The following is a 19,502-nucleotide window of genomic DNA, read 5'->3' on the forward strand; positions in this document are numbered from 1 at the left end:
ATGAAAAAAACGATCCGCATCGCATCGCTGGCGCTGGCCGTCACGATGGCGACGCTCGGCTGTACCGCGCAGGCCGACCAGACCACCGACAAGCTGAAAGCCACGCTGCAAGCGCGTCTCGGCAACGACGCGCCGATCAAGAGCGTGTCGAAATCGCCGGTCGCGGGCCTGTACGAAGTGAACCTCGGCACGCAGATCATCTATAGCGATGCAGCCGGCGACTACGTGCTGCTCGGCGATCTCGTCGACACCAAGACGCACAAGAACCTGACCGACGCGCGCCTGTCCGACCTCAACAAGATCGACTTCGCGAGCCTGCCGCTCGCGAACGCGATCAAGGTCGTCAAGGGTAACGGCGCCCGCAAGATCGCGGTGTTCTCCGATCCGAACTGCCCGTACTGCAAGCGCCTCGAGACGACGCTGCAGTCGGTCGACAACGTGACCGTCTACACGTTCCTGTACCCGGTGCTGTCGCCCGATTCGACCACGAAGTCGAAGGCGATCTGGTGCGCGACCGACCGCGCGAAATCCTGGGAGGGCTGGATGCTCGACCATCGCGTGCCGACCGGCGCTGGCGCTTGCGATACGACCGCGCTCGACAAGAACCTCGCGCTCGGCCGCGGGATGAACGTCACCGGCACGCCGACGATCTTCCTGCCCGACGGCCGCCGCCTGCCGGGCGCGGTGTCGGCCGACCAGCTGAACCAGGCGCTCGCGTCGAGCAAGTAACCGGCGACACACCGGGCCGCATGCCCGGCCAGCGAGGGGCGCCCGCGATCTCTGCCGGCGCCTCTCTTCGTTTCCGCCGCCGTATTCCGTCTGATTTCCGTCCGATTCTCGACCGATTGCCACGATGACCCAGCCGATCCGCTATTCGATTGCCCCGAAAGATCTTGCCGCGCACCTGTTCGAAGTGTCGGTGACGGTCACCGATCCCGATCCCGAAGGCCAGCGCTTCTCGCTGCCGGTATGGATTCCGGGCAGCTACCTCGTGCGCGAGTTCGCGCGCAACATCGTGACGCTCGCCGCGTTCAACGACGCGGGCCGCAAGGTGCGGATCGCGAAAACCGACAAGAACACGTGGCAGGCCGCGCCGGTGAACGGCGCGCTGACGTTGCGCTACGACGTGTACGCATGGGACCTGTCGGTCCGCTCCGCGTATCTCGACGATTCGGGCGGCTTCTTCAACGCCACGGCCGTGTTCCTGAGCGTCGCCGGCCGCGAGGATGCGCCATGCGAGGTCGACATCGCGAAACCGGCGGGCCCGGCGTTTCGCACGTGGCGCGTCGGCACGTCGTTGCCCGAGGCGCGCGGCACCCGGCGCTACGGGTTCGGTGCGTATCGCGCAGCGAACTACGACGAGCTCGCCGACCATCCGGTGACGATCGGCGAATTCGCGCTGGCGACCTTCGACGCGCAGGGCGTGCCGCACGACATCGTGATCGCCGGGCGCGTGACACAGCTCGACATGGAGCGGCTGCGCACCGACCTGAAGCGCGTGTGCGAAGCGCAGATCGCGCTGTTCGAACCGAAATCGAAGCAGGCGCCGATGGACCGCTACGTGTTCATGACGCTCGCGGTCAGCGACGGCTACGGCGGCCTCGAGCACCGTGCGTCGACCGCGCTGATCTGCAACCGCACCGACCTGCCGGTGAAGGGCCGGTCGGAAACGACGGAAGGCTATCGCACGTACCTCGGCCTTTGCAGCCACGAGTATTTCCATACGTGGAACGTGAAGCGCATCAAACCGGCCGCGTTCGTGCCATACGACCTCGCGCGCGAAAACTACACGTCGCTGCTGTGGCTGTTCGAAGGCTTCACGTCGTATTACGACGACCTGATGCTGGTGCGCAGCGGGCTGATGTCGCAGGACGAATATTTCGCGGCGCTCGGCCGTACCGTCGGCGGCGTGCTGCGCGGCACGGGGCGCCTGAAGCAGAGCGTCGCGGAAAGCTCGTTCGACACGTGGATCAAGTACTACCGTCAGGACGAGAACGCGACCAACGCGATCGTCAGCTATTACACGAAGGGTTCGCTCGTCGCGCTTGCGTTCGATCTCGCGATCCGCGCGCAGACGCGCAACCGCAAGTCGCTCGACGACGTGATGCGTCTGCTGTGGCAACGCTACGGCCGCGAGTTCTATCGCGGCAAGCAGGCGGGTGTCGAGGAAAACGAGGTCGAGACGCTGATCGAGGAAGCGACGGGCGTTGCGCTCGGCCGGCTGTTCGCCGACGCCGTGCACGGCACGCGCGACCTGCCGCTCGCCGACCTGCTCGCGCCGTTCGGCGTGACGCTCACGCCCGAGGTTGCAGCGGGTGCGACCGCGAAGCCGACCATCGGCGCGCGCCTGCGCGGCGGCGCGGACTGCACGCTGGCGGCGGTCTACGAAGGCGGCGGCGCGCATCGTGCGGGGCTGTCGGCGGGCGACACGCTGATCGCGCTCGACGGGCTGCGCGTCACCGGCACGAACCTCGACACGCTGCTCGCGCGTTACCGGCCGGGCGACAAGGTCGAGGTGCACGCATTCCGCCGCGACGAGTTGCGGACCGCGAAACTGAAACTGGACGGGCCGGAAATCGCGCGCTACCGGCTCACGGCCGCCGTGAAGCCGGCTGCCGCGCAGAAGGCCCGCGAAGCTTGGCTGAAGGGCTGAGCATGCACGGGCAGGTTTCGGGGCGCGATCATGGATTGTTCTGTTGCTGCAACAATCCGTCGCCCTGAACCCGCTTTTTCGCGGCCATTCGGCCACGCACAATGGCGTCACTCGCGCTACCGAAGCGCAACCAAACCGGAGCCTGACATGACGACCATTCTGCAAATCAATTCCGCGGCGCGCTCGCAAGGTGCGCAATCCACGCTGCTGGCCAACGAACTGACGGCAAAGCTGCAACAATCGAACCCCGGCTCGAAGGTCGTGGTTCGCGACCTGCTGGCCGACGCGCTGCCGCACCTCGACGAATCCGTGCTCGGCGCATTCTTCACGCCGGCCGAGCAGCGCAGCGCGGAACAGAATGCGATCGTTGCGAAGAGCGATGCGCTGATCGCCGAACTGCAAGCGGCCGACATCGTCGTGATCGGCGCACCGATGTACAACTTCGGCGTGTCGTCGCAACTGAAGACGTATTTCGACTGGATCGCCCGCGCAGGCGTCACGTTCCGCTACACCGAGAACGGTCCGGAAGGCCTGATCAAGGGCAAGAAGGTTCACGTGGTGACTGCCCGCGGCGGCAAGTACCTGGGTACGCCGAACGACAGCCAGACGCCGTACCTGCGCTCGTTCCTCGGCTTCATCGGCCTGACCGACGTGAACTTCATCCACGCTGAAGGCCTGAACCTCGGGCCGGATGCGCAGAGCGCCGCGCTCGCCAGCGCTCGCGAAGCGATCGCTGCCGTCTAAGGCCGACGCGGGTGCGTCGCACCCGCTGCGTCCGACGGATGAAAAAAAACGCCGCGTCCCGAAAGGGACGCGGCGTTTTTGCTTGATGCGGACGAAAGCGGAACGCGGAACGCGGTTATGCGAGCGTTTCGGCGACTTCCGGCAGACGCCAGTCGATCGGCTCGCGGCCCGCGTCGACCAGATAGTCGTTCGCGAGCGCGAAGTGGCGGCAACCGAGGAAGCCGCGGTGAGCGGACAGCGGCGACGGATGCGGCGCCTCGAGCACGCAGTGCGCGTTCGCGTCGAACAGCGCGCGCTTGGCCTGCGCATGCGCGCCCCACAGCATGAACACGAGGCCGCGATGGCGGCTGGCGAGTTCGCGGATCAGTGTGTCCGTGCATTGCTCCCAACCGCGCTTCGCGTGGCTCGCGGCCGCACCGCGCTCGACCGTCAGCACGGTGTTGAGCAGCAGCACACCCTGGCGCGCCCAGGTATCGAGGCAGCCGTGGCGCGGCGTGTCGTGGCCGAAATTCGCGGCGATTTCCTTGAAGATGTTGCGCAGCGACGGCGGCGTGCGCACGGCCGGCGGCACCGAGAACGCGAGGCCGTGCGCCTGCGGCGTGCCGCGGTCGTCGCCGTGGTACGGGTCCTGGCCGAGGATCACGATCTTCACGTCGTCCGGGCTCGTCAGACGCAGCGCGCGGAACACGTCGGTCGGGTAGACCGTCTTGCCGGCCGCGCGTTCGTCGTCGACGAAGCGGCACAGCGGCGCATACGCGTCGCTGTCGGTGAAGGGTTTCAGCACGTTGCGCCAGACGGCCGGCAGCGCGTCGAATTGCGCGGCGAGGTGCAGGACGTCGGCGGCCGCGGGCTGCGGCGCGGCGGTGGCCGGGGCGGCGGCCTGCTTTGCGGGCTTGCGCCCGGCTGCGGCCGGCGCAGGCGCCGGGGCGGGAATATCGTCCTGCGCCGTTTCCGGCACGGGATCATCGAACAGCGACGCCTGCTGCGGCGTGCGGAGAGTCTTGCGGGTTGCCATGCGTGATGCGTGTCTATTGCGCGCGCAGCCGGTAGCCGCGCTGCGCCTTGCTGATGTTTTCGGGGGCGAGGCCCGGCAGCGCTTGCTGCAGTTCGGCGGCGAGTGTCGCGAGTGCCGATTCCGGGCCGTCGATCAGTTCGAGTTCGATTTCGCTGATCGGTTCGCGGCGCGTATCGTGTTCCGCCTGGACGACGATCTCGCCGACGTCCACCGCGGCCTCGACGGTTGCGCCGCCGATTGCGATGCGCCACAGCGTACGCGAAAAATCCGTCCGGAACAGCGCGTGCAGCGCGGGCGCCGCATCGCGCAGCGCGGCGGCGGCCTCCGGCACGTCGCACGCGGCGACGAGCGCATCGATTTCGAGCGCATCGCCGGCGACGGGCAACTCCCATTCATGGCGGCGATGCAGGCCGGCTTCCGCGCTGCCGACCGTCTTGAAGGTCTGCAGCCAGCCGTGCGGCGTGCGGCGCACGCGCACCGCGCTCTTCGAACGGGCCAGCGCGAGATCGGGCGTGTCGTAGTAGACGTTCGCCAGCGCGATCACGTTACCGGTTTCGCCGGTCAGCGTCTCGAAAAAGCGCCGCGCCGCATCGGCCTGGCCGGCCGGCAGCGCGAGCTTGATTTCCTTTTCGATCGCCATCAGAAGAACATCCGCGCCAGTTCCTCGCCCGGCTGGTCGGCGCGCATGAACGCTTCGCCGACGAGGAACGCGTTCACGTTCGCCGCGCGCATCGTGTCGACGTCGGTGCGCGACAGGATGCCCGACTCGGTCACGACCATGCGGTCCAGCGGAATCATGTCGAGCATGTCGAGCGTGGTCTGGATCGTCGTCTCGAACGTGCGCAGGTTGCGGTTGTTGATGCCGAGCAGCGGCGTCTTCAGCGTCAGCGCCTGTTCCATCTCGTCGCGGTCGTGAACTTCGACCAGCACCGCGAGGCCGAGCGAGTGCGCGTACGCCTCGAGGTCCTGCATCAGCGGCGTGTCGAGCGCGGCCGCGATCAGCAGGATCGCGTCGGCGCCCATCGCGCGCGCCTCGAGGATCTGGTACGCGTCGACGATGAAGTCCTTGCGCAGCACCGGCAGCGTGCACGCCGCACGCGCTTCCTCGAGATAGCGGACGCTGCCCTGGAAGAATTGCTCGTCGGTCAGCACCGACAGGCACGCCGCGCCGTGGGCCGCATACGAGCGCGCGATGTCGGCCGGCACGAAATGCTCGCGCAGCACGCCCTTCGACGGGCTCGCCTTCTTCACTTCGGCGATTACCGCCGCCTGGCCGGCTGCCTGCTTCGCGCGCAGTGCGCCGACGAAGTCGCGCAGGTCGCGCGCCGATGCGTCCAGTTTCAGTGCCTCGAGCGGCGTGCTGCGCATGGCCGCCGCGACTTCTTCGCGCTTGACGGCGATGATTCGGTCGAGAATGTCGCTCATGTGGGTTCCTGCTTGATTCGTAATGGGAGTCAGCGCTTGAACTGCTGCGTGAAGCGCACGAGTTCGTCGACCTTCGCGCGTGCCTTGCCGCTCGCGATCGCTTCGCGGGCGAGCTGGATGCCGTCAGCGATCGATTCGGCGATATTGGCTGCATAGAGCGCGGTGCCCGCGTTCAGCGTGACGATCTCGCGTGCGACACCCGGCTGGTTGTCCAGCGCGCCGAGCAGCATCGTGCGCGATTCCTCGGCATTTTCCACCTTCAGCGTGCGGTTCGACACCATCTGCAGGCCGAAGTCCTCCGGATGGATCTCGTATTCGCGCACCTTGCCGTCGCGCAATTCGCCGACGAGCGTCGCGGCGCCCAGCGACACTTCATCCATCCCGTCCTTGCCGTACACGACCAGCACGTGCTGCGCGCCGAGGCGCTGCATCACACGCACCTGGATGCCGACGAGGTCGGGGTGGAACACGCCCATCAGCTGGTTCGGCGCGCCGGCCGGATTAGTCAGCGGGCCGAGAATGTTGAAGATCGTCCGCACGCCGAGCTCGCGGCGCACGGCCGCGATGTTCTTCATCGCCGGATGATGGTTCGGCGCGAACATGAAGCCCATGCCGGTTTCAGCGATCGATGCGGCAACCTGGTCGGGCTGCAGGTCGATGTTCACGCCGAGCGCCTCGAGCACGTCGGCGCTGCCGGACTTGCTCGACACGCCGCGGTTGCCGTGCTTCGCGACCTTTGCGCCGGCCGCCGCCGTGATGAACATCGACGCGGTCGAGATGTTGAACGTGTGCGCACCGTCGCCGCCCGTGCCGACGATGTCGACGAAGTTCGAGTTGTCCTGCACTTCGACGTGGTTCGCGAATTCGCGCATCACGGTCGCGGCGGCGGCGATCTCGCCGATCGTCTCCTTCTTCACGCGCAGCCCGGTGATGATCGCGGCCGCCATCACGGGCGACATGTCGCCGCGCATGATGAGCCGCATCAGGTGCAGCATTTCGTCGTGGAAGATCTCGCGGTGCTCGATCGTGCGTTGCAGCGCTTCCTGCGGGGTAATCGTCATCGTGCGTCTCCCGTCAGGCTGCCGGCGCGGCCGTGCGGGCCGCTGCGCGATGCTGCTTCAGGAAATTCTCGAGCAGTGCATGGCCGTGCTCGGAGAGGATCGATTCCGGGTGGAACTGCACGCCTTCGATCGGCAGCGTCTTGTGGCGCACGCCCATGATCTCGCCGTCGTCGGTCCACGCGGACACCTCGAGGCAGTCGGGCAGCGATTCGCGTTCGATCGCGAGCGAGTGGTAGCGCGTGACGTCGAAATGCTTCGGCAGGTCGGCGAACACGCCGCGGCAGTCGGTTTCGATCCGGCTCACCTTGCCGTGCATGATGGTCTTCGCGCGCACGACGCGGCCGCCGAATGCTTCGCCGATCGCCTGGTGACCGAGGCAGACGCCGAGGATCGGTTTCTTGCCCGCGAATTCGCGCAGCACGTCGAGCGTGATGCCGGCGTGCTGCGGATTGCTTGGGCCGGGCGACAGGCAGATGGCGGCGGGATTCAGGCGCGCGATGTCGTCGAGCGTGATTTCGTCGTTGCGATAGGTGTGCACGTCCTCGCCCAGTTCACCGAAGTACTGGACCAGGTTGTAGGTGAACGAGTCGTAGTTGTCGATCATGAGCAGCATGGTCAGTCTCCGGTCAGAAGTCGCTATCGAGGCCGTCCTGGACCTGTTCGGCCGCACGCAGCACCGCGCGCGCCTTGTTCTCGGTCTCTTGCCATTCGGATTCGGGCACCGAGTCCGCGACGACGCCGGCCGCCGCTTGCACATACAGGTTGCCGTTGTGGATCAGGCCCGTGCGGATCGCGATCGCGAGATCCATCTCGCCCGAGAACGACAGGTAGCCGACGGCGCCGCCGTACAGCCCGCGCTTGATCGGCTCGAGCTCGTCGATCAGTTCCATCGCGCGCACCTTCGGCGCGCCGGACAGCGTGCCGGCCGGGAACGTCGCGCGCAGCACGTCGTAGTTCGTCATGCCGGGCTTCCGCTTGCCTTCGACCGAGCTGACGATGTGTTGCACGTGCGAGTACTTCTCGATCACCATCTTGTCGGTCACCTGCACCGAGCCGATTTCCGCGATGCGGCCGACGTCGTTGCGCGCGAGGTCGATCAGCATCACGTGCTCGGCGATTTCCTTCGGATCGTTCAGCAGTTCGGTCGCGAGTTCCGCATCGCGCTCGGGCGTGTTGCCGCGCGGACGCGTGCCGGCGAGCGGACGGATCGTGACGATCTGGTCTTCGCCGCGCTTTTCCTGGCGCACCAGGATTTCCGGCGACGCGCCGACCACGTGGAAATCGCCGAAGTTGTAGTAGTACATGTACGGCGACGGATTCAGCGAACGCAGCGCGCGATACAGCGACAGCGGATTGTCGCGATACGGCTTCGTCAGACGCTGGCCGACCTGGATCTGCATCAGTTCGCCGGCCGCGATGTATTCCTTCGCCTGGCGCACGGCGGCCAGATAGTCTTCCTTCTTGAACTCGCGGAACGTCTCGGTGCGCACACTCGCCGACGTGACGGGCGGCTGCACGGTCGTGCGCAGGCGCTGCTTCAGCTCGCGCAGGCGCTGCTTGGCCTTCGTATAGGCTTCCGGCTGGGCCGGGTCCGCATAGATGATCAGATAGAGCTTGCCGGCGAGGTTGTCGATCACCGCGACTTCCTCGGTGAGCAGCAGCTGGATGTCGGGCAGGCCGAGATCGTCGCGCGGCGCGGTGTTCGCGAGCTTCTTCTCGATGTAGCGCACCGCGTCGTAGCCGAAGTAGCCGGCGAGGCCGCCGCAGAAACGCGGCAGGCCGGGACGCTGCGCGACCTTGAAACGCGCCTGGAACGACTCGATGAATTCGAACGGATCGCCGTCGTGTGTCTCGACGACCTGGCCGTCGCGCACCACTTCGGACACGCCGTTGCGGGTGCGCACCAGCGTGCGGGCGGGCAGGCCGATGAACGAATAGCGGCCGAAGCGTTCGCCGCCGACCACCGACTCGAGCAGGAACGAGTTGGCGCCCGCGCGTTCAGGCTGGGCCAGCTTCAGGTAGAGGGACAGCGGCGTTTCGAGGTCGGCGAGCGCTTCCGCGATCAGCGGGATGCGGTTGTAGCCTTCGTTCGCAAGCGATTGGAATTCGAGTTCGGTCATGTTCCGGTCCTGTTCGGGACGAGCGGCGGCGTGCGCCAGGGATCACTTGACGTTGCGCGGGCTGCCGTCGGCGAAAGGGCGGTCGATCGAGAAGTGCCTGTTGCCGGCCGGCACGCCGGGCGTGAACGTCGCGAGCCTGCGGCCGGTCCTGAACGCAGGCATTCGGACGCGGTAGAACTCGAGGTGGTGCGACGATCGGCGCGCGGCTGCGCAGCGAGATAAAAAACGGCGCTGAAGACGTGCCTCAGCGTACCTCATCGAAGAGGTTAGCGCGACCAGCGACGCCAGGGCCAGGCTCCCCGGTCGATGCTGCTCAGACTCCGTTTTTTATTCAGAAACATGCGGATGGAAGAAATAATCAGAGGGTTGGCCGGCCGGCGTTGTGCGCGGTGATCGCGCGGGCTGCGACCAGCAACGAATCGACTATACCATCCGAATTTATCGTTTGTATAGCTTTGCCGTGGTTGTAGCCGTATGGCACCGTCAGCGTCGCCATCCCGGCCGCGCGGCCCGCCAGCGCGTCGTTTTCCGAGTCGCCGATCGCGACCGCCGCATCCGGCGCGACGCCGAGCGCTTCGCACGCCGTCAGCATCGGCAGCGGATCGGGCTTCTTGCGCGCGACGCTGTCGCCGCCCAGCACGATGCCGAAGCGATCGATCAGCCCGTATTGCTCGAGCAGCTCGACCGCGAAGCGGTGCGGCTTGTTCGTCACGCATGCGAGCCGGATGCCGGCCGTGCGCAACGCATCGAGGCCGGTTGCGACGTCCGGATAGAGACGCGTGTGGCGGCCGTTGATCTTCGCGTATTCGGTCTGGTAGATCGCGAGCGCGTCGTCGAAGCGCGCGTGCGCTTCGTCGGGCGTGAAGCGCGGCTTCAACACGCTCTGGATCAAATGCTCGGAGCCCTTGCCGACGTAGCCGATCACCTCGTCGCGCGACGTGGCCGGCGCGCCGAGCTGCGCGAGCATTCCGTTCAGCCCGGCCGTGAAATCGTCGGCCGTGTCGACCATCGTGCCGTCGAGGTCGATCAGCGCCGCGTCGATGCGCGGCGTCGCGAAACGGACCGAGACGTCGGCTGTAGCCGGTGCGTGACCGGCAAGCGAGGAGTCGGCCACGGCGTCAGCTCCGCTCGACAGTGGCGAGCGCGGCGCGCATTTCGTCGATCACCTTGCGGTAGTCGGGTTTGCCGAAGATCGCCGAACCCGCGACGAAGGTGTCCGCGCCGGCCGCTGCGATTTCCGCGATATTGTCGGTTTTCACGCCGCCGTCCACCTCGAGCAGGATCTCGCGGCCGGTGCGCTCGGTGTACGCGTCGATGCGGGCGCGCGCTTCGCGCAGCTTGTTCAGCGTTTCCGGAATGAACGACTGGCCACCGAAGCCGGGGTTCACCGACATCAGCAGCACGAAGTCGAGGCGGTCCATCACGTGGTCGAGATAGTTCAACGGCGTTGCCGGGTTGAACACGAGGCCGGCCTTGCAGCCGTGATCGCGGATCAGCGACAGCGTACGGTCGATGTGGTCCGAGCCTTCCGGGTGGAAGCTGATCAGGTTTGCACCGGCTTTCGCGAAATCGGGCACGATCCGGTCGACCGGGCGCACCATCAGGTGCACGTCGATCGGCACCTGCACGTGCGGGCGGATCGCCTCGCAGACGAGCGGGCCGATCGTGAGGTTCGGCACATAATGGTTGTCCATCACGTCGAAGTGAATCCAGTCGGCGCCGGCGGCGACCACGTTGCGGACTTCTTCGCCGAGCCGTGCAAAGTCGGCCGACAGGATGCTGGGAGCGATGCGGAATTGAGTCATGACAGGGGAGCGGGGACGCAGCGGCGCAAAACCGCCATTCTACCGTCCGGCGACCCGGCGCGCGGCGACGGGCCGTGCGGATGCGGCCCGATTCCGCATAGAATGCCGAACCAGTGCGGCGCGCCCGCGGCCCTGCCGCTCGAGTCGGCGCGGCGGTTACCTACAGCGGAAACATCATGAGTCAGTATCAGTTCACCGTTTCGGTGAAAACCAGCTACTTGCCGGAACAATCCGACCCCGATCGGCGTCAATACGCATTCGCGTACACGCTGACCATCCGCAATACCGGGCAGGTCGCGGCCCAGCTGATCGCGCGTCACTGGATCATCACGGACAGCGAAAACCACGTGCAGGAAGTGAAGGGGCTCGGCGTCGTCGGGCACCAGCCGCTGCTGCAGCCGGGCGAACAGTTCGAATACACGAGCTGGGCCGTGATCGCGACGCCGGTCGGCACGATGCGCGGCGCGTACTTCTGCGTGGCGGAGGACGGCGAGCGGTTCGACGCGCCGGTCGACGAGTTTGCGCTGCACATGCCGCGCACGCTGCATTGAGCGTGCGGGCGCTGGTCAGCGCGGCTGGCGGTCGTTGCCGCGGGCGTGCTTCTTCCTGCCCGACGACGTCCACACGACGATGAAGATCAGCAGGGCAAGCGCTACGAAGGCTTCGAGCGCGAAGATGAGCATCGGATATTGGTCGAGAAAATCTGACATGGCGGTTTCCATCAAGATCGGACATTGTATGTGGTTTGGGCCCCGGGCGGCCGGCTGGGTTGCGGCGGCCGCGACGGCGGCACTGCTTGCCGCGTGCGGCGGCGCGCCGACGCGCACGTCGACGCTCAAGCCGCCGACCGGCGCGGCGATCGTGCCGGGGCAGGTCGCCGCGAAGCGGCTGACGCCGGTTGCCTGGCAACAGGTGCCGGGCTGGCAGGACGATTCGCTGATCGGCGCGACGGCCGCGCTGCGGCAGAACTGTGTGCGGCTCGCGCGCCAGCCGGCATGGCAGCGCGCCTGCGCGGCGGCCGATCGCCTCGACGAACTCGACGTCAGTACCGCGCGGGCATTCTTCGAAACGTATTTCACGCCGTTTCAGCTCGCGAACACCGACGGCACGCTCGACGGGCTCGTGACCGGCTATTACGAGCCGCTGTTGCACGGCTCCCGCGTGCGTCGCGGTCCTTATCAATATGCGCTGTACCGCTGGCCGGCCGGCTATCGCGCCGGTGCCGCGCTGCCGGCTCGCGCGCAGCTCGAGCGCGCCGGCATCCTGAACGGCAACGAACTCGTGTGGGTCGACGATCCGATCGAGGCGTTCTTCCTGCAGGTGCAGGGCTCGGGACGCGTGCTGCTCGACGACGGTTCGGTGATGCGGGTGGGCTTCGGCGGCACCAACAACCAGCCGTATCGCTCGATCGGCAAGTGGCTGCTCGATCGCGGCGAGCTGACGCCCGCCCAGGCGACGATGCAGGGCATCAAGGCATGGGCGAAGGCGAACCCGACTCGCGTGGATGCGTTGCTCGACACGAATCCGCGATTCGTGTTCTTCCGCGACATGCCGACGAAGGAAGATGCACCGCACGGCGGCGCGGACGGCCCGATCGGTGCGCTCGGCGTGCCGCTCACGGCGGAGCGTTCGATCGCGGTCGATCCGTCGTCGATCCCGCTCGGCACGCCGGTGTTCCTGCAGACCACGCGTCCGCTGACGAATACGCCGATGAACCGGCTCGTGTTCGCGCAGGACACGGGTTCCGCGATCAAGGGCGGCGTGCGGGCCGACTATTTCTGGGGGCTCGGCGACGACGCCGGCGACCAGGCTGGACGGATGAAGCAGATCGGCCGGATGTGGCTGCTGTTCCCGAATTCTTGATGCGCGGTGACGCCGGCACGCACGTGTAGCCGGCGCATCGAGACGAGGCAGCCCGACCGGTTTTGGCCGGTCGGGCTGTTTTTTCGAGGGCCGCGCATGATCGCTGTTCCGGGACGCCGTCGTGCCGTAGCCGGTATCAGCCCTTGCGCTTGTCGATGACGCGTCGCGCCTTGCCGACCGAGCGCTCGATCCCGTTCACGGGCAATACGTTGATCACGGCCGTCACGCCGATCAGCGACTTGATGTCGTACGCGAGCGCCTGTCTGGCCGCATGGATCGCCGCCGTGTCGGGCGCCGTTTCGGGACACGGCTCGACGTTGAGCGTCAGCACGTCGAGCGGACCTTCCTTCGTCAGCACGATCTGATAGTGCGGTGCCAGCGCGCGCTGCTTCAGCAGCTGTTCCTCGATCTGCGTCGGGAAGACGTTGACGCCCCGCACGATCATCATATCGTCCGAACGCCCGGTGATCTTTTCCATCCGGCGCATCGTGCGCGCGGTGCCGGGCAGCAGGCGCGTGAGGTCGCGGGTGCGGTAGCGGATGATCGGCAGCGCTTCCTTCGTCAGCGACGTGAAGACCAGCTCGCCGAGTTCGCCGTCCGGCAGCACTTCGCCGGTCTCGGGGTCGATGATTTCGGGATAGAAGTAGTCTTCCCAGATGGTCGGGCCGTCCTTGGTCTCGACGCATTCCGACGCGACGCCCGGGCCCATCACCTCGGACAGCCCATAGATGTCGACTGCGTCGATCCCCATCCGCTGCTCGATGGCCACGCGCATGTCGTTGGTCCACGGTTCCGCGCCGAAGATGCCGATGCGCAGCGAGCTTTGGGCGGGATCGAGGCCCTGGCGCTCGATCTCGTCGGCGATCGACAGCATGTAGCTCGGCGTCACCATGATGATGTCGGGCCGGAAATCCTGGATCAGCTGCACCTGCTTCTCGGTCTGGCCGCCGCCGAACGGGATCACGGTGAGCCCTGCGCGTTCGGCGCCGTAGTGTGCGCCGAGCCCGCCGGTGAACAGCCCGTAGCCGTAGCTGACATGAACCTTGTCGCCGCGCCGCGCGCCGGCCGCGCGGATCGAGCGCGCGACGAGATTCGCCCACGTATCGATGTCGCGCGCCGTATAGCCGACGACGGTCGGCTTGCCGGTCGTGCCCGACGACGCGTGAATGCGCGAGATCTGGTCCTGCGGCACCGCGAACATGCCGAACGGGTAGCTGTCGCGCAGGTCGCTCTTGGTCGTGAACGGGAAGCGCGACAGATCCGTGAGTGTCTTCAGGTCGTCGGGATGCACGCCCGCTTCGTCGAATTTGCGGCGATAGACGGGGGAGTGCTCATACGCATGCCGGAGCGACCATTTCAGGCGTTCGAGCTGTAACGCGGTCAGCTCGTCGCGTGAAGCGGTCTCGATCGGCTCGAGCGGTAGCGGGGTAGTCATGCCTGTCTCCAGTGATTGTTATGAGCGAGCCGTGGACGTCAGCGATCTTCCGGGAGGACCGTGCCTTTGATCTGGGCCGATTTGCCGCGAAACATCGCGACCGTTTCGCCTGTCTGGTTCGTGACGCGGATGTCGTAGACGCCATGCCGGCCGCTGCGTGTCTGCTCGATCGCCTCGGCCGTCAGCAGGTCGTTGCCGTAGACGGGACGCAGGTATTCGATCGAGCAGCCTGCCGCAACGGTATTCAGGTTGTACGAGTTGCACGCGAACGCGAACGTCGAATCGGCGAGCGTGAAGATGATGCCGCCGTGGCAGGTCTGGTGCCCGTTCAGGAATTCCGGCCGTACGCGCATCTGCAGGCGTGCGTAGCCGGCGCGCACTTCGGCGATTTCCATGCCGAACGCGCGGCTGCAGGCGTCCGCGTCGTACATGGCCCGTGCCGCCGCGCGGGCAAGCGCATCGGGGTCGAGCGTGTCGGTGGAGGTGGTCATGTCAACGCCCCTCGAACCGCGGCGCGCGCTTCTCGATGAACGCCTTCACGCCTTCCGCGTAGTCGTACGACTGGCCGAGCTTGCGCTGCAGGTCACGCTCGAGGTCGAGCTGCTGGTCGAGCGTATTCGTGACGCTGTCGCGCATCGACTGCTTGATCGACGCGATCGCGAGCGTCGGTTGCTGCGCGAGCTGGTTGGCGACCTGACGGGCCGACGCGGCGAGCGCATCGTCGTCGACCGCGCGCCAGATCAAGCCCCATTGTTCGGCCTGCTCGGCGCCGAGCTTGTCGCCGGTCAGGGCCAGCCCCAGCGCGCGTGCCATGCCGACGCGTTGCGGCAGAAACCATGTGCCGCCCGAATCGGGCACGAGCCCGATCTTGACGAAGGCCTGGATGAAACTGCTCGAGCGCGCGGCGAACACGATGTCGCAGGCGAGCGCCAGATTCGCGCCGGCGCCGGCCGCCGTGCCGTTGACGGCGGCAATCACCGGAATCGGCATGCGTTGCAGGCGGCGGATCAGTGGATTGAAATGCTCGTCGATCAGCGTGCCGAGGTCGGTGGACGCGCCCGGCGTGAAGTCGAGGTCGGCCAGGTCCTGGCCTGCGCAGAAGCCGCGCCCCGCACCCGTCAGGATCAGCGCACGCGCGCCGGCCGTCTCGACTTCATCGAGTGCCGACTGCAGTTCGCGGTGCATTGCCCGCGTGAAGCTGTTCAGCTTGTCCGGACGGTTGAGGGTGATCGTGGCCACGCGGGCAGCCTGATCGATATCCAGCTGGATCGCCTGATATGACATGCAGTGTCTCCTTTATGACTTCGTTATAGGCGCGCGGTGCGGCGGTTACACGCGTTCGATGGCGATCGCGATGCCCTGGCCGACGCCGATGCACATCGTACAGAGCGCAAAGCGGCCGCCCGTACGCTCGAGTTGATGAAGTGCCGTGGTCACGAGCCGGGCGCCCGATGCGCCGAGCGGGTGGCCGAGCGCGATCGCGCCGCCGTTCGGGTTCACGCGCGGATCGTCGTCGGCGACACCGAGCATGCGCAGCACCGCAAGACCCTGCGAGGCGAACGCCTCGTTCAGCTCGATCACGTCGAACTGGTCGATCGTCATCCCGAGCTGGCGCAACAGTTTCTGCGTGGCCGGCGCCGGGCCGACGCCCATTACGCGTGGTTCGACGCCGGCGGTCGCCATGCCGACGACGCGCGCACGGCGGCGCAGCCCGTATTGATCGGCGGCTTCCGCGTTGGCGAGCAGCAGTGCGCATGCGCCGTCGTTGACGCCCGACGCGTTGCCGGCCGTCACCGAACCGTCCGGGCGCACGACGCCCTTCAGCTTGGCAAGCGCTTCGAGCGACGTTTCGCGCGGATGCTCGTCGACGGATACGACGAGCGCGTCGCCTTTCTTCTGCGGAATCGTCACCGGGACGATTTCCTCGGCGAGCGTGCCGTCCCGCTGCGCACGCGCGGCTTTCTGCTGGCTGCGCAGCGCGAACAGGTCCTGGTCGGCGCGGCTGATGTCGTAATCGACCGCGACGTTCTCGGCCGTCTCCGGCATCGAATCGACGCCGTATTGTTGTTTCATCAGCGGATTGACGAAACGCCAGCCGATCGTCGTATCGAAAATGGCGGCTTGGCGCGCGAACGCGCTGGCGGCCTTGCCCATCACGAACGGCGCGCGCGTCATGCTTTCGACGCCGCCCGCGATCATCAAGCGTGCCTCGCCCGCCTTGATCGCGCGCGCGGCGGTGCCGACGGCGTCCATGCCCGAGCCGCACAGCCGGTTCAGCGTTGTGCCCGGCACGGCGGTCGGCAGGCCTGCAAGCAGCGCGGACATGCGCGCGACGTTGCGGTTGTCCTCGCCGGCCTGGTTCGCGCAGCCGTAGATCACGTCGTCGATTGCCGACCAGTCGACGTTGCGGTTGCGTTCGATCAGCGCCTTGAGCGGCACCGCGCCGAGATCGTCGGCACGAACGTCTTTCAGGACGCCGCCGTAGCGGCCGATGGGGGTGCGAATCGCGTCGCAGATGTAGGCGTCGGTCATGGGTGTGTCGATGTGCAACGAACCCGCCGGTTGACGGATTCGTTCATGGTAGAGAACGTGACGGCGTTTGCACGTCGGCCATTCGGGTTATGCCGTCTGGCCGGCTTCCGCAGGCACTGCCTTCGGTGCAACATGGACGCGGCTTTGCACCACGCGGAACCGGTTGGCGACGAACGCCGGGTCGGCCAGCGCCGCGTTGGCGGCCGGGTTCGCGCCGGTGCCGTGGAAGTCGGAGAATGCGGCCGACTGGTTGACGAACACACCGCCCGTCAGGTTGATCGACAGCGCAACACCGCCACGCACCGCTGCCTCGTGCGCGTCGTCGATGATCTTCTCGTCGGTGCTGTAGACGGACAGCGTCAGCGCGCCATGTTCCGCGGCGATTTCGCCGGCGAGATCGAGCGACTGCGCGGTCGAGTCGGTCGCGATCACGAACGAGATCGGGCCGAACCACTCCTGTGTGAACTTCGCGCGGTCGGCCACGTCGAGCTGCAGCACGAGCGGCGTGCACACGCGAGCGTCGGCGAACGTCGGGTGCTGGAGCGTCTGGCTGTCGGCGAGCACGCGGCCGAGCTTGCGCGCGTCGGCGATGCGCGCGGTCACGCCGTCGTTCTGGATCGCGCCGATCAGTTCGACCGAGCGCGCCGGGTCGCCGGTCAGTTTCTGCACGGAGACGGCGATGGCCTGCGCGACTTCGTCGAAGCTCGCATGACCGTCTGCCGTCCGGATGCCGTCGCGCGGCACGTAGATGTTCTGCGGTGCCGTGCACATCTGGCCGGAGTACAGCGCCAGCGAGAACGCGATGTTCTTGGCCGCGGCCTTCAGGTCGTCGGTCGAGTCGATCACGATCTGGTTGACGCCTGCCTTCTCGGTATACACCTGTGCCTGGTGAGCATTGCGTTCGAGCCACGTGCCGTTTTGCGTGCTGCCCGTGAAGTCGATCAGCTTGATTTCAGGACGCAGTGCGAGGTCCTGCACGAGGGCGCCGTCGTTCGGCTCGGTCGCGAGGAGCGTGACGACGTTCGGATCGAAGCCGGCTTCGCGCAGCACGTCGCGGGCGATGCGGACCGTGATCGCGAGCGGCAGGATCGCGCCCGGATGGGGTTTGACGATCACCGTGTTGCCGGTCGCCAGGTCGGCGAACAGGCCCGGGTAGCCGTTCCAGGTCGGGAACGTGCAGCAGCCGAGCACGAGGCCGGTACCGCGCGGGACGATCGTATAGCGCTTGTGCATCGCGAGCGGCGGGTTCTTGCCTTGCGGCTTCTCCCAGTGCGCATCGGCGGGGATGCGACGCAATTCGTCCCATGCGTAGGCGACCGCTTCGAGTGCACGATCCTGCGCGTGCGGGCCGCCGGCCTGGAACGCCATCATGAACGCCTGGCCCGTCGTGTGCATCACGCTGTAGGCAATCTCGAAGCTCGCGCGATTCAGTCGCGCGAGAATTTCCAGACTGACGCCGATCCAGGCGCTCGGGCCGGCTTCGCGCCATGCACGCTGGGCCGCGGCGGCTGCGGCAATCAGTTCGTCGGGCGTCGATTTCGGGTAGCGGATGCCCAGCGCGACCCCGTACGGCGACTGCTCCGCGCCGACTGTTCCGTCGGACGCCGGCTGGTCGAGCACGAACGTGTTGCCGAGGTGTGCCTTGAACGCCGCTTCGCCATCGGCGTTCGCGCTTTCCCCGTACACTTTGGGACTCGGCATTTCCGCGAACGGGCTCCAGTACCCGCGGCTCTCGATGGCGGCGAGGGCGTGTTTCAGCGTGTCTTCGTGCTTCGTGAACAGTGCATGGGTCATGACGGCGGCCTGATGGACGTTGAGAAGGGTTGGATCGATTAATTAACCGACCGGTTGGTCGGAGAATGGTAGCATCAAACTATTCGCATGTGCGAGGCGTTTCTCATTTCATTGATCGAGGAGAAATAGATGTCTTACGAGAACATCCTGGTGGAGACCCGGGGGCGAGTCGGGCTGGTCACGCTCAACCGTCCGAAGGCGCTGAATGCGCTGAACGATGCATTGATGGATGAATTGGGCGCTGCGCTGAAGGCGTTCGACGCGGACGACGAGATCGGCGCGATCGTCGTGACGGGAAGCGAGAAGGCGTTCGCGGCCGGGGCCGACATCGGCATGATGGCGACCTATTCCTATATGGACGTTTACCGCGGCGACTACATCACCCGTAACTGGGAGACCGTCCGCGAGATCCGCAAGCCGATCATTGCTGCCGTCGCGGGCTTCGCGCTGGGCGGGGGCTGCGAGCTCGCGATGATGTGCGACATCATCTTCGCGGCGGATACGGCCAAGTTCGGCCAGCCCGAGATCAAGCTCGGCGTGATGCCGGGCGCTGGCGGCACGCAGCGCCTGCCGCGCGCGGTATCGAAGGCGAAGGCCATGGACATGTGCCTGACGGCGCGTTTCATGGATGCGGCCGAGGCGGAACGGGCGGGGCTCGTGTCGCGCGTGCTGCCGGCCGACAAGCTGCTCGACGAAGCGATTGCGGCTGCGACGACGATTGCCGAGTTTTCGCTGCCAGCGGTCATGATGGTCAAGGAATCGGTGAACCGCGCGTACGAGACGACGCTGGCCGAGGGCGTCCATTTCGAGCGTCGACTGTTCCATTCGCTGTTCGCGACCGAAGATCAGAAGGAAGGGATGGCGGCATTCGTCGAGAAGCGGAAGCCGGTATTCAAGAACCGTTGATTCGCCGGCGGCCGGGTGGCGCTCGGCGAGCGACGGGTGTCGGTCGCCGCCATGATCGCCCGGTGCAACGAACCCAAAGCCCCCGTGCGCGGCAGCGCACGGGGGCTTTTTCAAAATATTTTCACAAAGGGGTTGCGGAGATGACGGCG

Annotated in this window: 20 protein-coding genes; 6 read left to right on the plus strand and 14 right to left on the minus strand. The window is 66.5% G+C overall.

The annotated features are described in order from the left end of the window. From U4Y91_RS28340 to U4Y91_RS28350, 3 genes are all read left to right on the plus strand, one after another. Complete coding sequence (locus U4Y91_RS28340) at positions 1-729, plus strand: DsbC family protein (protein ID WP_044845883.1); 729 nt, start codon at positions 1-3, stop codon at positions 727-729. 124 nt (positions 730-853) lie between these two features. Next, positions 854-2,653, plus strand: coding sequence for a PDZ domain-containing protein (locus U4Y91_RS28345; protein ID WP_321807852.1), 1,800 nt, complete (start codon positions 854-856; stop codon positions 2,651-2,653). 147 nt (positions 2,654-2,800) lie between these two features. Then, positions 2,801-3,397 (plus strand): FMN-dependent NADH-azoreductase, encoded by a 597-nt coding sequence (locus U4Y91_RS28350; protein WP_321807853.1) that lies wholly within the window; start codon positions 2,801-2,803, stop codon positions 3,395-3,397. Positions 3,398-3,512: 115 nt separating this feature from the next. On the opposite strand, the gene U4Y91_RS28355 is transcribed toward U4Y91_RS28350, so the two are convergent. From U4Y91_RS28355 to rpe, 8 genes are all read right to left on the minus strand, one after another. Beyond that, positions 3,513-4,412: a uracil-DNA glycosylase gene (locus U4Y91_RS28355; protein WP_321807854.1), complete on the minus strand. Its 900-nt coding sequence runs from the start codon at positions 4,410-4,412 to the stop codon at positions 3,513-3,515. A gap of 13 nt (positions 4,413-4,425) precedes the next feature. Continuing rightward, entirely contained in the window at positions 4,426-5,052 is a 627-nt protein-coding gene (locus tag U4Y91_RS28360) for a CYTH domain-containing protein (RefSeq protein ID WP_321807855.1), read from the minus strand. Further along, positions 5,052-5,837, minus strand: a complete 786-nt coding sequence (gene trpC, locus U4Y91_RS28365) for an indole-3-glycerol phosphate synthase TrpC (RefSeq protein WP_321807856.1) — start codon at positions 5,835-5,837, stop codon at positions 5,052-5,054. The genes U4Y91_RS28360 and trpC overlap by 1 nt, the downstream gene beginning before the upstream one ends. Positions 5,838-5,866: 29 nt before the next feature. Beyond that, positions 5,867-6,898, minus strand: coding sequence for an anthranilate phosphoribosyltransferase (trpD, locus tag U4Y91_RS28370; RefSeq protein WP_321807857.1), 1,032 nt, complete (start codon positions 6,896-6,898; stop codon positions 5,867-5,869). Between the two features lie 13 nt (positions 6,899-6,911). Continuing rightward, a complete protein-coding gene (locus tag U4Y91_RS28375; protein ID WP_321807858.1) occupies positions 6,912-7,511 on the minus strand; it encodes an aminodeoxychorismate/anthranilate synthase component II in 600 nt (199 codons plus the stop codon). A gap of 13 nt (positions 7,512-7,524) precedes the next feature. Further along, the gene (gene trpE / locus U4Y91_RS28380) at positions 7,525-9,018 is read right to left on the minus strand and encodes an anthranilate synthase component I (RefSeq protein ID WP_321807859.1); all 1,494 of its coding nucleotides are present in this window, start codon (positions 9,016-9,018) and stop codon (positions 7,525-7,527) included. A gap of 358 nt (positions 9,019-9,376) precedes the next feature. Then, the gene (locus U4Y91_RS28385) at positions 9,377-10,132 is read right to left on the minus strand and encodes a phosphoglycolate phosphatase (RefSeq protein WP_321807860.1); all 756 of its coding nucleotides are present in this window, start codon (positions 10,130-10,132) and stop codon (positions 9,377-9,379) included. Positions 10,133-10,136: 4 nt separating this feature from the next. Next, a complete protein-coding gene (rpe, locus tag U4Y91_RS28390; protein ID WP_011883156.1) occupies positions 10,137-10,823 on the minus strand; it encodes a ribulose-phosphate 3-epimerase in 687 nt (228 codons plus the stop codon). 176 nt (positions 10,824-10,999) lie between these two features. Here rpe and apaG point away from each other — a divergent pair, with 176 nt between their 5' ends. Continuing rightward, on the plus strand, positions 11,000-11,374 hold the full coding sequence (apaG, locus tag U4Y91_RS28395) for a Co2+/Mg2+ efflux protein ApaG (protein WP_057924835.1): 375 nt from the start codon (positions 11,000-11,002) through the stop codon (positions 11,372-11,374). Between the two features lie 15 nt (positions 11,375-11,389). Here the strand turns inward: apaG and U4Y91_RS28400 are convergent, their stop codons facing one another. Continuing rightward, the gene (locus U4Y91_RS28400) at positions 11,390-11,533 is read right to left on the minus strand and encodes a hypothetical protein (RefSeq protein WP_006758475.1); all 144 of its coding nucleotides are present in this window, start codon (positions 11,531-11,533) and stop codon (positions 11,390-11,392) included. 28 nt (positions 11,534-11,561) lie between these two features. On the opposite strand from U4Y91_RS28400, the gene U4Y91_RS28405 reads away from it, so the two are divergent. Further along, a complete protein-coding gene (locus U4Y91_RS28405) occupies positions 11,562-12,686 on the plus strand; it encodes a murein transglycosylase A (protein WP_321807861.1) in 1,125 nt (374 codons plus the stop codon). 136 nt (positions 12,687-12,822) lie between these two features. On the opposite strand, the gene paaK is transcribed toward U4Y91_RS28405, so the two are convergent. The 5 genes from paaK to paaN all read right to left on the minus strand — a co-directional run bounded on the left by paaK (position 12,823) and on the right by paaN (position 18,447). Then, a complete protein-coding gene (gene paaK / locus U4Y91_RS28410; RefSeq protein ID WP_321807862.1) occupies positions 12,823-14,121 on the minus strand; it encodes a phenylacetate--CoA ligase PaaK in 1,299 nt (432 codons plus the stop codon). A 38-nt stretch (positions 14,122-14,159) separates the two neighbouring features. Further along, positions 14,160-14,612, minus strand: coding sequence for a hydroxyphenylacetyl-CoA thioesterase PaaI (gene paaI, locus U4Y91_RS28415; RefSeq protein WP_044845873.1), 453 nt, complete (start codon positions 14,610-14,612; stop codon positions 14,160-14,162). 1 nt (position 14,613) lies between these two features. Next, positions 14,614-15,405, minus strand: a complete 792-nt coding sequence (gene paaG, locus U4Y91_RS28420) for a 2-(1,2-epoxy-1,2-dihydrophenyl)acetyl-CoA isomerase PaaG (protein WP_321807863.1) — start codon at positions 15,403-15,405, stop codon at positions 14,614-14,616. 45 nt (positions 15,406-15,450) lie between these two features. Further along, positions 15,451-16,653 (minus strand): 3-oxoadipyl-CoA thiolase, encoded by a 1,203-nt coding sequence (gene pcaF / locus U4Y91_RS28425; RefSeq protein ID WP_321807864.1) that lies wholly within the window; start codon positions 16,651-16,653, stop codon positions 15,451-15,453. A gap of 87 nt (positions 16,654-16,740) precedes the next feature. Then, on the minus strand, positions 16,741-18,447 hold the full coding sequence (gene paaN / locus U4Y91_RS28430) for a phenylacetic acid degradation protein PaaN (protein WP_321807865.1): 1,707 nt from the start codon (positions 18,445-18,447) through the stop codon (positions 16,741-16,743). Positions 18,448-18,576: 129 nt separating this feature from the next. Here paaN and U4Y91_RS28435 point away from each other — a divergent pair, with 129 nt between their 5' ends. Further along, positions 18,577-19,353 (plus strand): enoyl-CoA hydratase, encoded by a 777-nt coding sequence (locus U4Y91_RS28435; RefSeq protein ID WP_006762438.1) that lies wholly within the window; start codon positions 18,577-18,579, stop codon positions 19,351-19,353. Positions 19,354-19,502 lie beyond the last annotated feature (149 nt).

The organism is Burkholderia sp. BCC1993 (genome assembly GCF_905339865.1).
In the GTDB taxonomy this organism is placed as follows: domain Bacteria; phylum Pseudomonadota; class Gammaproteobacteria; order Burkholderiales; family Burkholderiaceae; genus Burkholderia.